We start from the raw sequence: 12,956 nt of genomic DNA, 5'->3' as shown, positions 1-12,956 counted from the left end.
CGGAATAATGCAGAGGGCGGGAAAATTGCAAATTGAATAAAGAAAGGAACCCGCGTTACGATCGTCTCAAGCATTCAAGCCAAACGAAAAAGCTTGGGGGAATGACAGAAAAGACCTAAAGAGGAGTGACGTGAATGAGTAAACCAACCGACAGCCTGTCCGCTCCTGCTACGCTCCAAAGGATCGCACGCAAACGGGAGCATCCCTTCATCAAGAGCCTGAAGAGACATTGGGAGCTCTACCTGCTGGTTCTGCCGCCGGTTCTGTATCTTTTTATTTTCAAATACATTCCGATGGCCGGCGTACAGATCGCCTTCAAGAACTACAGCGTCGTCAAAGGCATCTGGGGAAGTCCCTGGGTCGGCTTCGATCATTTTCAAACCTTCTTCCATTCGCCTAACTTCTGGCGGCTGATCCAGAATACGATCGGCATCTCGTTCTACTCGCTGATTGCCGGCTTCCCGATTCCCATTCTGCTGGCGCTGGCGCTAAACGAGATCCGGACGGGCTTCTTCAAGAAGACGGTGCAGATGGTGACCTATGCGCCTCATTTTATATCGACGGTCGTTATGGTATCCATCATCATCCTCATGCTGTCTCCCCATGTAGGGGTGGTGGACCGGCTGTTCGGCCTGCTCGGCCTGCCGCAAACCAACTTCCTCGGGATCCCGGAATACTTCAAATCGATTTATGTATGGTCAGGAGTCTGGCAGACGATGGGGTACTCCTCCATCATCTATATGGCGGCACTCGCCGGAGTGGATCCCTCGCTGTATGAGGCCGCGAAGATGGACGGAGCCTCCCGCTTCAAGAAAATGCTGCATATCGACATCCCAAGCCTCATTCCCATTACCGTCATTATGCTGATTCTAAGTCTGGGCAGCGTGATGGGCGTCGGCTTCGAGAAAATCTTCCTGATGCAGAACCCGTTGAATACGAGCGCTTCGGAAGTTATTGCGACGTATGTGTACAAGGTCGGTCTGGTCGGGGCGAACTTCAGCTTCTCGGCGGCGGTCGGGTTGTTCAACTCCATCATCAATCTCATTCTGCTCATCATTGTGAATACGGTTTCCCGCAGGGTTTCGGAGAACAGCCTGTGGTAAAAGGGAGGGACATCCATGTTTAAACGTAATCGGATCAAAGAACCGGTGGGCGACCGGATTTTTATGGGCTTCAACTACTTGTTTCTGAGCCTTGTGCTGCTGATTGTGTTTTACCCGCTTCTCTTTATCGTAAGCTCCTCCTTGAGCTCCTCGGGAGCGGTCATGTCGGGTAAGGTTTGGCTCCTTCCCGTCGACTTTAATCTGAAAGCGTATGCGTCCATCTTCCGAAGCTCCCAGCTCATGGTGGGCTACTACAATACGATTATCTATACGGTGGTCGGGACGCTGATTAATGTGACGTTGACCGTGATGCTTGCGTATCCTCTCTCCCGCAAGACGTTTTACGGCAGGGGCCTCATCATGATCTTTATGATGGTTACCATGTTTTTCGATGGCGGCCTTATCCCTACGTATCTGCTTATGAAGGGCCTTCATCTTCTTGATACGCGGTGGGCGATGTGGCTGCCGGGGGCGCTCGCCGTCTTCCAGGTCATTGTGGCCCGGACCTTCTTTCAGACCTCTATTCCGGAGGAGCTCGGAGAAGCCGCTCAGATGGACGGCTGCCGGGATATCCGGTACCTGATCAGTGTCGTGCTTCCCTTGTCCGCCCCTATTCTGGCGGTCATGACCCTGATGTACGCCGTCGGCCACTGGAACGCTTACTTCGACGCCCTGATTTACCTGCGTACTGAGAAGCTGTTCCCTCTGCAGTACGTGCTCCGCAACCTGCTGATTCTGAATGCCGCCGACCCGCAGATGCTGGCGAACACCACCGCGAAGCTGCGCGATCAAGGGTTCGAGCAGGTTCTGAAATATGCTTTGATTGTCGTGGCCAGCATTCCGGTCCTGATCATCTACCCGTTCGTTCAACGGCATTTTGTTAAGGGTGTCATGATCGGTTCCTTGAAAGGATGAGGCATAGAAGAACTCCCGCCGGAAACAATGGGGAAGGAGGTGCTAGATCGGCCGCGCTTTCCGGGACGGGGCTTGTGCCTTTCCGCGAAGGAAATTTCACGGGAAAGGCACGTGTGTAGTAAAATGACGAAAACTTACACCGCGACATTTCATAAGGAGGAGTCACCTTTGAAAAAATCATTGTCTGTGCTTTTGGCCATCATTCTGGCATCGTTTACGATACTTGCCGCCTGCGGAAAGCAGGATAGCCAGTCCGGAGGGTCCGGAGGGGGCGAGAACGGCGGCCCCGTGAGTATGACCTTCTTTGCTCCTCAAGGGAAAGCCCCTATGGAGGAGAACGAGTTCACGAAATTCATCGAGAAGAAATTCAACGTCAAGCTGAAGTGGGACCTCGCCCCGTCGGATGCCCTGCAGGACCGCCGCCAGCTGCTTCTGGCAAGCGGCGACTATCCGGAGGTTTTCCTTCACGGCAAGTTCACCACTTCGGATCTTCAGAACTACGGTAAACAGGGCGTCTTCCTGCCCCTGAACGACCTGCTGGCCAAGTACGCACCGAATATTACGAAGCAGATGGAAGACAAGCCGTACTTCAAGGATGCCATTACCGCACCGGACGGCAACATCTATGCGCTTCCGATCTTCAACGAATGCTACCACTGCACCTATTCGCAGAAGTATTGGATCAACAAGGAATGGCTCGACAAGCTGGGGCTCAAAATGCCTACGACGACCGATGAGCTTTATACGGTTCTGAAGGCCTTCAAAACCAAAGACCCGAACGGCAACGGAAAGGCGGATGAAATTCCTCTTACCGGAGCCCCGAACAAATACGTATGGAACGGGAACATCGATGCGTTCCTGATGAACAGCTTTATTTACAACGACAACGACAAGTACTTGATCGTCAAGGACGGCAAAATAAGCTTTGCCGCCAACCAGCCGGAATGGAAGCAAGGCCTGGAATACATGAACAAGCTCTACAAGGAAGGCTTGGTGGATCCGGCTTCCTTCACCCAGAACGACCAGGCGGTCGGACAGCTCGGGAACAAGGAAGGCGACGAAGCGGTCGGCTCCATTACCACGGCGCTCATCAGTTACCTGGTGAACACTTATGAGAAAGATAAGACCCGTCACCAGCACTGGGAAATTGTTCCCCCTCTGAAGGGGCCAAACGGCGTTCAGACGACCGGTGCTTCGCAAAGCGTAGGGGAATTTGAATTCGCCATTACGAACAAAGCCTCCGAGGCCCAGCAGATTGCGGCGATCAAGATTGCGGATTATATGTTCAGCGAAGAGGGCGCCCTCTATGCCGAATACGGTCCGACGGAAGGGAAAGGCTGGAAGAAGGCGGAGCCGGATGAGAAGAATATCGACGGCAAGCCGGCCAAGTACAGCTATTACAACCTGCCGGAGCGCGATAAGAATGTTATCGTGAACGAGAGCTGGTCCCAGATCGGTGCGCATGACCTGTCCAAGACATTCCGCGACTTGTTCGCCGAAGGCCAGGATCCTATGACACCGGAAGGCTACGGCACCCGCTTGGCCAAGGCTACGCAGGTATACCAGCCTTATGCTCCTAAGGAAACCTATCCGGCCAATGTCTTTATCCGCACGGAAGATACGGAGAATGCGGCTCAGCTGACGACGGCCATCAAGGATTACGTCGTCTCCAACATGGCGCAGTTCATCATCGGCAGCAAAAGCATCGATAAAGACTGGGATGCGTACGTGAAGGGCTTCGACGGCCTGAACCTCAAGGAATATCTGGCCATTTATCAACGCGCGCTGGAGAAGAAAGAGAAATAAGCAACGGCTGTAACGAAAGGCTGCTCCCGGGTCAGACATCGACGGGAGCGGTCTTTTCCTTTGACATGCTTTTTTAATCCCTTATAATTATAGATAATTTAAAGACAGGCAGCGGGATGGACGGCTGTTGAAGCAACCATGGCGGAAGGGAGAGGACCTCGAGATGAACAACAATTGGTTCAGACGATTGCTCCTGTCCTATCTTCCTGTTTTTTTTATTGTGACGACGATCCTGTTTATCGTCTTCTTCCAGGTCTTTAACGAGCAGAACCGCAAGGAGGCACTGAAGGCCAACGAATTTCTGGGGTCTCAGGTGATGCAGTATTTGGACAATTCGCTGCGCTCCATCGACTTCAAGGTTCTTCGGGAAATGCTGACCAATCCCAGCCTCAAAAATTATTTCGCGAATTCCCCGCTGGACGATGTGACGGCCGCCATCCAGGCGGTAGGGGTTATGGACGAACTGAAGCTGGAATCTCCGCTCATTCATTCGATCTATTTGGTGCGGGACCGGGACAATACGGTGTTAAGCAACGGGAAACGGATTCCGCTGGAGGACTTTCCGGATGCGGCGTTCATCAAGGCGAGCCGGGATCATCATGTTCTGCGGTGGGAAGGAGCGAGGGATTTCAAAGCCTTCCCCTCGCAGACACCGGTTCGGGTGATGACGCTCGTGCGCGGCGAGAGCACCGGGGAAGACGGGCTCGTGGTCGTTAATGTCGATTTGCCCACGGTCGAGAAGACCATTCTTCAAATGTACGATCCGAATTTTACTTTCGTCCATGTCCTGAACCGGGCGGGTGAAGCGCTTTGGGAGCCGGAAAATCCGGGGAAAGCCGGCTCGGCGAAGCTGTCCAAAGGCGAGGTGTTCTCGGAGTTTACCTCCAGCTACGGAGGATGGAAAGTGCAGACGGGGCTTGCCAACGGGAAGGTCGTGAAATTCGCCCTTGAGTTCTACACGGTCTGGTTTGCCTTTGCCATTGTCGTGGTGCTGATTGGAGTGGCGTGGGTCATCTATGTCACCCGGCGGAATTACAAGCCGATCCAGCAGATTGTGACGCTCATCCAGACGGTGGCGTCGCAGAAGAAGCCGGGGCCCGAGCGCCTGCAGGGGAACGAGTTCGGGTTTATTCAAACGACGCTGGAGTCGATGATTGACCAGACCCGCCAATACCGGCAAACCTACGAGGAGAACTTGATCCTCCAGAAGAAATACTTCTTCCAGGAGCTGCTCGAAGGGAAGAAGGCTTACGACAAGGAGGAGTTTCGGGCGGAGATGGACAAATTCCATATTCCGTTCTTGGACTCCTTGGACAACCGGTGGACGGCAGCCGTTGTGGAGATGGACCGGTACCGACAATTTACCGAGGATTATCACGAGCAGGATCAATCGCTGCTGAAGTTCGTCCTCTCCACGGTGCTTCAGGAAACGGCCCAGCAGGCCGGCACGGAGGTATGGGCGGAGTGGCTGTCCGACCGCCGGCTTACGGCCATGCTGTGGGTAAAGGAGAACCGGCCCCCGGGCTTATTCGAGCAGAAGCTGCTTTCGACCTACCGGGAGTGGGTGGAGCAGAATCTCGGGTTTACCGTTACGGTCGGGGTGGGCAAGCAGGCGGAGGACCTGACCGGACTGAGAGAGTCCCTGAAGGAGGCCAGCCACGCCCTGGCTTATAAAGCCGCCCTCGGCTGCAACCGGATCCTTCCGCGGAGCGAGGTGCCGGACACGAACCGGGATGTGTATGGCTTTCTCCAAACCATCTCCCGGCTCGTTCAGGCCATGCGGCTATCCGAGGACGAGTGGGAGAAGCATTTTGATCACCTGTTCCAGCAAATGAAGTCCTCGGTCCTGTCCCGCCAGGAAATCTGGAACACGATGGAGCTGCTCGTCCAGCATTATGAGCGGGAATTCGGGGAGCTTTCCCGGGAGTACCAGGAACTGTGGGCGGATTCTCTCCAAGAACTGTTGAAGAATTTGGAGGATTGGGAGACGGTGGAGGATCTCCGGAGGCTGTGCTACGAGTCCTTCCGGGAGCTCGCGGAGAAGATGGGCTCCATGCGCCATGCCAAGAAGAACCGGACGCTTATTCTGGAAATCCGCCGGTATGTCGAGGAGAATTACAGCAACCCGGAGCTGTCGCTTACTTATTTAAGCGAGAAGTTTAGCATCAATCCGAAGTACTTGAGCAAGCTGTTCAAAGAAGAGATCGGCGATAAATTTCTCGACATGCTCATCCGGCACCGGATGGAGAAGGCGAAGCAGCTTATGCTCGAGACGGACAAGCCGATCCAGGAAATCAGCGAGGAAGTGGGCTATACCAACTACAACTCGTTTAACCGGGCCTTTAAGAACGCGGTGGGGGTCCCGCCGAGCGATTTCCGGAAGCAGGTGTAGGGGGACTATTCAACTGGTTTGAAACGGTTAGGCAAAATAATAATTAAGGCAGTAATCTACCGTACTGCCTTAATCAATAACAAAGGCTGCCATTCGGCAGCCTTTTCTCATGCGTTATTTTTATCAGGCGGAATCCCGGGGGATCAGGACCGCCCCCATCTGGATTCTCTCGATAGGGGTCCCGGGATGGGCGATCCGCCGCTCGAGCGTCTCGACGGTCCGGCGGCCGAGCTCCTCCTTGCCGAGGTGGATCGTGGTCAAGCGGGGAGACGACAGGGCGGCCCCTTCGACATTATCGATGCCCGCGACCTGTGCCTCCTCAGGAACGGAGCAGCCGATCTGCCGGAGCCGCTGCATCCACTGCATGGCGATGTCGTCGTTGGCCCCGATCCAGGCGTCGGGCCGTTCCCCGGGGGCAAGCCGGCCGAAGCGTTCGGCCGCCGCCTCGAGCCAGCCTCCCGCTTCGTAAGGCAGCTCCCACTCCTGCAGCTCCGTCTCCGGGCTGCCATACCGGTCCCTGGCCAGGCGGACGCCGATCCGTCTCTCGGCAAAGCTGGTCGACCGGCCGTCGTCGCCGAGAAAGACGAGGCGGCGGCACTTCCGGCCGGCCAACAGGTGGTGGCCGATGAGGAAGCCCGCGTCGATATTAGCATGATTCACCTCGTCGCACGAAAGCAGCGGCTCGTGATGATCCAGAAGGACAAGAGGCTTGCCGGTGCGGACCATAAGCTGAAGCACCGGGTAAGGGTAAGCCCCCATCACGATGATACCCAGGCAGCTTCCCCAGTCCAGGTGCGGGGCAATCAATTCCTGTGGGCTTAGCGTGGTTGCGGCGGGGAACGAAACCGGCTGGGAAACGATGGCATGATGCCAGCCCCTCTCGCTGCAGCCGGAAATAAGGCCGGCGAGAACCCGCTGCCAGTAGGAGGCGTCTCCCCGGTTCGTTTGGTTGATGCAGATCAGCACGAAGGAAGAGGCCGACACCGGGGATGGCCCGGCCGCTTTCGGGGCAGGGAGGCCGTAGCCGAGCGTCTTGGCGAGCTCCAATACCCGCTCCCGTGTAGCCGGGCTGACCCCCGATTTGCCGCTTAAGGCCCGGGATACGGCGTATTTCGACAGGCCGAGCTGATCGGCCATGGATTGAATGGATGGTTTTCTGGACATGCGACATTCCTTTCTTCGTCACCTAACGAACCTAACACACTACCAAATATATCGTTATTGACGTTTGGAAGGGGAAGATTTAGACTGGGAGTACATAACGTTATTATATATTAGAATAACAAAAATAACAATTTAAAGTTGGGAGTAGGTAACCATGATCTATAAAGAGGCTTCGCGGCCGATTCCGGAACGGGTGCAGGATCTCCTTCAACGGATGACGCGTAAGGAAAAAATCGGCCAGCTGCTCCAGCCGATGGGCTGGAAAGTCTACCGCAAGGAAGCGGACGGCACGGTGGCGATGGAAGACGATTTCAAGAAAGCGGTTGCCGAGGGCGGCGTCGGCTCCCTGTACGGAGTGCTTCGCGCCGACCCGTGGACGGAGGTTACGCTCGAAACCGGCCTGTCGCCGAAGCAGGGAGCGGCCGCTACGAATGCTATCCAGCGGTATGCCATCGAGAACTCCCGGCTCGGCATCCCGATTCTGTTCGGTGAAGAGTGCTCCCACGGCCACATGGCCATCGGGGCGACGGTCTTCCCCGTTCCCCTCACGGTGGGAAGCACCTGGAATACCGGCCTGTACCGGCAAATGTGCGAAGCGATTGCCGTCGAAACCCGCAGCCAGGGAGGAGCCGCCACGTATTCGCCGGTGCTCGATGTCGTCCGCGACCCCCGATGGGGCCGCACCGAGGAATGCTTCGCGGAGGACCCTTATCTGATCGGAGAGCTCGCCGTGGAAGCGGTGAAGGGGCTGCAGGGCGAGCGGCTCGATTCCGACCGGACGATTGCGGCTACCTTGAAGCACTTCGCGGCATACGGCAGCTCCGAGGGCGGCCGCAATGCGGCTCCCGTTCATATGGGGATGAGGGAGCTGCATGAGATCGACCTGCTGCCGTTCAAGAAAGCGGTGGAAGCGGGCGCCTGTTCGGTCATGACCGCCTATAACGAAATTGACGGCGTTCCGTGCACCTCCCACACCTATCTGCTTAACGATCTCCTTCGTGAGGAATGGGGATTCGAAGGCTTTGTCATAACGGATTTCGGCGCCATCCAGATGCTCGTGAACGGTCATAACACGGCAGAGAACGGGGAAGAGGCCGTGGCCCAGTCCCTTAAGGCCGGGGTCGACATGGAAATGTCGGGCTATATGTTCGGCCGGCACATGGAGCGTGCGCTGGAGCAGGGATGGGTAACCGAAGCGGACCTGGACGCCGCTGCGGGACGGATTCTGGAGATGAAATTCCGGCTCGGGCTGTTCGAACGCCCTTACGTGGATCCGGAATTCGCGGATAAGGTCATCGGTAGCGAGGAGCATGTGGAGCTGGCCCGAAAGGTCGCCCGGGAAGGCATTGTGCTGCTGAAGAACGAAGGCAAGACACTTCCGCTAAACAAGGAGACCGGAAAAATCGCTGTTATCGGTCCCAATGCGCATCACATCTACAACCAGCTCGGCGACTATACCTCCCCTCAGCCGAGGGAGCAGATCGTTACCGTGCTCGACGGCATACGCCGCGCCATGGGCGAAGCGGATGACCGGGTGCTGTACGCGCCGGGCTGCCGGATCAAGGGCGATTCCGAGGAAGGCTTCGAGCACGCCCTCGCCTGCGCCGACGAAGCGGACGCCGTCGTGCTGGTGATCGGCGGCTCGAGCGCCCGGGATTTCGGGGAAGGGACGATCGATCTCCGGACGGGAGCTTCCGTCGTCACCAACGACCCCTGGAACGACATGGAGTGCGGGGAAGGAATCGACCGGTCTACCCTCTCCCTGATGGGCGTTCAGCTGAAATTGGTTCAGGAGATTCATAAGAAAGGCAAGCCGGTGATTGTGGTCTATATCAACGGCAGGCCGATTGCCGAGCCGTGGATCGACGAGCATGCGCACGCCATACTCGAAGCCTGGTACCCGGGGCAGGAGGGAGGGAGCGCCATAGCGGACATTCTGTTCGGCGACGTGAACCCTTCGGGGCGCCTTACCGTGTCCATCCCGAAGGAGGTCGGACAGCTTCCTGTCTATTACCATTCCAAGAAAACGCGCGGCAAGCGCTACCTGGAGACGGACCTCGAGCCGCAGTATCCTTTCGGCTTCGGCTTAAGCTACACTGACTTCCGTTATGACAATGTCCGGGTGGTTCCGGAGCGGATTACGGTGGTCGGGGAAGCCGAGGTGCAGGTGGAAATAACGAATACCGGAGAGAGGGCCGGTGACGAGGTGGTCCAGCTGTATGTGACGGATGTATCGTCTTCGGTAACCCGCCCTGAGATTTCCTTGAAGGGCTTCCGCAAAATTCACCTGGAGCCCGGACAGACGCAAACGGTCACCTTCCCGGTAAACCGGGAGCATCTTCAGCTGATCGACGCCCGGCTTCAGCCCGTGGTGGAGCCGGGGGAATTCCGGCTTCTCGTCGGACGCAACAGCCGGGACCTGACCGCGTGCGTACTACAAGTAGAGAACGGAGGAAACGAATCGTGATCCGCATTCAACGCTTTCTTAAGGATATGGCCGATAAGCAGTGGCTCGAGACGATGGAGCTTCCCGAGTGGCATATGCAGAGAGCCCGTTACATTGTGCCGGGGGAGTATGAGCTTAACAACGACAACAAGGGCGTACAGAGCCTCGACCCGCTCGACAGCACGCAGGGCACGACATACTTTCTCAGCCGGAAAGTAGAAATTCCGGAGAGCTGGCAGGACGGCCCGGTCGGCTTCGTCTTTGAAGGGGGAGGGGAGGGCCTGCTGAAGGTAAACGGCACGCCTTACCACGGCCTGGACCGCAACCACTGGTTCGTTCCGCTTCCGCCGAGCCGGGTCGGGAACGAACCTCTGCTCGAAATCGAGCTGTACGATCCGATCCCGGAGCCGCATGACCCGCTGAACCGCCAGGCGGTCATCCAGCCGCCCATCCGCGGCATCCGCGCCGCGCTTGTGCGCGTGAACCGGCCGCTGCAGAGCTTAATGTACAGCGTAACCGTTCTGGCCGAGTCGCTGGCCCCGCTTCCGGAGGGGGATCTGCTGCGTACGCGCCTTGTCCGGGCGATTCACGAGGTCATGGATGCGATGTATACGGAACGGAACCGCTGGACGGACGGGGAATGGGTAAGCGGCCTGGAGCAGGCGCTCGCGGAGAAGGTCCGGGAGGCGGCGCCCGAGGAGGCAAGAGAAGGCTTCCTGCATATGGTCGGGCAGTCGCACATCGACATCGCCTGGCTGTGGCCGGTCCGCGAAACCGTGCGGAAGTCCAGCCGGACGTTCTCCACGGTATGTACGCTGATGGACGAATACCCGGAATTCCGCTATTCCCAAAGCCAGCCCCAGCTGTATGCCTTCGTGAAGGAGCATTATCCGGAGCTGTACGAAAGGATCAAGGAGCGAATTGCCGAAGGGCGCTGGGAGCTTGTCGGCGGCATGTGGGTCGAGCCGGACTTGAACCTTCCGAGCGGGGAATCGCTCGTCCGCCAGCTCGTCCTGGGCCAAGGCTTCTACCAGGAGGAGTTCGGCAAGCGTTCCGCGATCGAATGGCTGCCGGACACCTTCGGCTACTGCGCTTCCCTGCCGCAAATTTTGCAGCTGGCCGGCATGCCTTACTTCATGACGACCAAGTTGAACTGGAACGACACGAATCCTTTTCCCTATGACCTGTTCGACTGGGTGGGCATAGATGGAACCTCGGTTATCGCCTACCTCAACCACGGGGTGAACGAGCATACCCGGCCGAAGGACGTGGACGAGCACTGGAAGTCGTACAAGCAGAAGGACCGGCACCCCGAGCAGATGCTGCTTTACGGGCACGGCGACGGGGGCGGCGGGGTGACGAACGAGATGGTCGAGTTCGCCGAGCGCTCCGCCTGGATGACCGGACAGCCGGTCAGCCGGTTCAGTACCGCCGAAGCCTTTTTCGGGGAAATGGCGGAACGCCGCCCGACTCTGCCCAAATGGTACGGCGACCTGTATCTGGAACTCCACCGCGGAACGTACACCACTCATGCGGCTGCCAAGCGAAGCAACCGGAAAGCGGAGGTACTGTACCGGGAGGCGGAGGTATGGGGACAATTCGCGGACCCGAACGGCCGGAAGGCGAAGCAGGAGCTGGAGCCGGGCTGGAAGCTGATGCTGCTTAACCAGTTCCACGACATTATCCCGGGTACCTCCATCCCAGAAGTATACGTGACATCCCGCGAGGAATACAAAAAGGTGTTTGCGATCGGAGAGGAGTCCCTGACCGGCTCTTTGAAGGCTCTTGCCGCAAAGGTAACGACCGAGGGGGAAGGCATCCCTTACGTCGTGTTCAACAGCCTCGGCTGGGACCGGGGGGAGGTCGTGACGATCGAAGGATCGTTCGGGCTGGAGTATCCGGCGGTCTTCGACGCAGAGGGCAACCGCTTGGAAGCCGATGTTCAGCGAACCGAGAACGGGGAAACACTGTCGGTTTATGTTCCTTCCCTTCCCGCTTTCGGCTATACGACCCTATGGATCCGTCCGGCTCAGGTGGAGTCGACGGTATCGGCTGAGGATAAGAAGGAAGCCTTTCCGGAGGTTTGGGAAACCGAGCATTACGTGCTGGAGTTCAACCCGGTAGGCGAAATCACCCGCTGGTTCGACAAGACGCTGCAGCGGGAATGGCTGAAGCCCGGCGATAAGGCGAACGAGCTGCAGTTCTTCCACGACCGGCCAACCTATTGGGATGCGTGGGATATCGATCCCCGTTTCGAATCCCAGCGGGCCGGCGGGGTCGAGCTTCTCTCCCGGGAGGTCGTTCTCCGGGGCAAGACACGCGATGTGCTGCGCTTCCAGTGGAAGCTGAACGATTCGGTCATCTCCCAGGATGTGATCCTGTACCGCCATCAGCGGCGCGTGGATTTCATGACGAAGGTACAGTGGGCCGAAAGCCATAAGCTTCTGAAAGCCGCCTTCCCGGCTGATCTCATTGCGGGCAAAGCGACGTATGAGATTCCTTTCGGTGCCCTGGAGCGCCCGACGCACAACAACACCAGCTGGGAGCAGGCACAGTTCGAGGTGTGCGGGCACCGCTGGGCGGACGTTTCGGAAGGGGGCAGCGGCCTAAGCCTGCTGAACGACTGCAAATACGGGTATGACATCAAGGACCGGACGATCCGGCTTTCCCTGCTGCGGGCTCCGAAGTGGCCGGATGAACACGCGGATCAAGGGGAGCATGAATTCACCTACTCCGTTCTTCCCCATGAGGGAGACTGGCGGCAGGGCCAGGTCGTCCGCCGGGCGATGGAGCTGAACCATCCGGTAACGGCTGTCCAGGCAGACGGTCACGCCAGTACGCTTCCTGCGGAGCAGTCCCTGATCGGCTTCCGCAGCGAGTACGTGATCCTGGATACGGTCAAAGCTTCCGAGGACGGACAGGGGACCGTGCTGCGCTTCTACGAATCGTCGGGCGCCCGGGAAACGGTGCAGGTCCAATGGCCGGATGCGGCCGTTCAGGCCTCGCTAGTCAATCTTCTCGAGGATGAACTCGAACCGCTCGCCACCCGGGAAGGAACCCTCGAGCTAACGTTCCGGCCTTATGAAATCAAGACAGTGAAGCTTGTATCCACCCGTCAGGCATAGGAGGT

7 protein-coding genes are annotated in these 12,956 nt (G+C 57.6%); 6 read left to right on the top strand and 1 reads right to left on the bottom strand.

Annotation, left to right across the window (positions count from 1 at the left end; translation table 11 throughout):
* Nucleotides 1-134 precede the first annotated feature (134 nt).
* The 4 genes from MJA45_RS23355 (at nt 135) to MJA45_RS23340 (ending at nt 6,216) form a co-directional block, all read left to right on the top strand.
* Nucleotides 135-1,103 (top strand): ABC transporter permease, encoded by a 969-nt coding sequence (locus MJA45_RS23355; protein WP_315604298.1) that lies wholly within the window; start codon nt 135-137, stop codon nt 1,101-1,103.
* 15 nt (nt 1,104-1,118) lie between these two features.
* Nucleotides 1,119-2,018: a carbohydrate ABC transporter permease gene (locus MJA45_RS23350; RefSeq protein ID WP_315604297.1), complete on the top strand. Its 900-nt coding sequence runs from the start codon at nt 1,119-1,121 to the stop codon at nt 2,016-2,018.
* A 168-nt stretch (nt 2,019-2,186) separates the two neighbouring features.
* Nucleotides 2,187-3,824, top strand: a complete 1,638-nt coding sequence (locus MJA45_RS23345; protein WP_315604296.1) for a type 2 periplasmic-binding domain-containing protein — start codon at nt 2,187-2,189, stop codon at nt 3,822-3,824.
* Between the two features lie 127 nt (nt 3,825-3,951).
* A complete protein-coding gene (locus MJA45_RS23340) occupies nt 3,952-6,216 on the top strand; it encodes a helix-turn-helix domain-containing protein (RefSeq protein ID WP_315604295.1) in 2,265 nt (754 codons plus the stop codon).
* A gap of 123 nt (nt 6,217-6,339) precedes the next feature.
* On the opposite strand, the gene MJA45_RS23335 is transcribed toward MJA45_RS23340, so the two are convergent.
* The gene (locus MJA45_RS23335) at nt 6,340-7,380 is read right to left on the bottom strand and encodes a LacI family DNA-binding transcriptional regulator (protein ID WP_315604294.1); all 1,041 of its coding nucleotides are present in this window, start codon (nt 7,378-7,380) and stop codon (nt 6,340-6,342) included.
* Between the two features lie 154 nt (nt 7,381-7,534).
* On the opposite strand from MJA45_RS23335, the gene MJA45_RS23330 reads away from it, so the two are divergent.
* Nucleotides 7,535-9,847 carry a glycoside hydrolase family 3 N-terminal domain-containing protein gene (locus tag MJA45_RS23330; protein WP_315604293.1) on the top strand — a complete coding sequence of 771 codons (2,313 nt, stop codon included), beginning with the start codon at nt 7,535-7,537 and terminating at the stop codon, nt 9,845-9,847.
* Nucleotides 9,844-12,951 carry an alpha-mannosidase gene (locus MJA45_RS23325; RefSeq protein WP_315604292.1) on the top strand — a complete coding sequence of 1,036 codons (3,108 nt, stop codon included), beginning with the start codon at nt 9,844-9,846 and terminating at the stop codon, nt 12,949-12,951. The genes MJA45_RS23330 and MJA45_RS23325 overlap by 4 nt, the downstream gene beginning before the upstream one ends.
* The last annotated feature ends 5 nt before the right edge of the window (nt 12,952-12,956 follow it).

The organism is Paenibacillus aurantius (assembly GCF_032268605.1).
Taxonomy (GTDB): Bacteria; Bacillota; Bacilli; order Paenibacillales; family NBRC-103111; genus Paenibacillus_AO; species Paenibacillus_AO aurantius.
This window is presented reverse-complemented; position numbering and strand designations above follow the sequence as displayed.

Bases quoted from the DNA above. Each gene is read 5' to 3' on its own strand.
- MJA45_RS23330 (WP_315604293.1), top strand. From the start codon at position 7,535: ATGATCTATAAAGAGGCTTCGCGGCCGATTCCGGAACGGGTGCAGGAT.
- MJA45_RS23355 (WP_315604298.1), top strand. From the start codon at position 135: ATGAGTAAACCAACCGACAGCCTGTCCGCTCCTGCTACGCTCCAAAGG.
- MJA45_RS23335 (WP_315604294.1), bottom strand. From the start codon at position 7,380: ATGTCCAGAAAACCATCCATTCAATCCATGGCCGATCAGCTCGGCCTG.
- MJA45_RS23350 (WP_315604297.1), top strand. From the start codon at position 1,119: ATGTTTAAACGTAATCGGATCAAAGAACCGGTGGGCGACCGGATTTTT.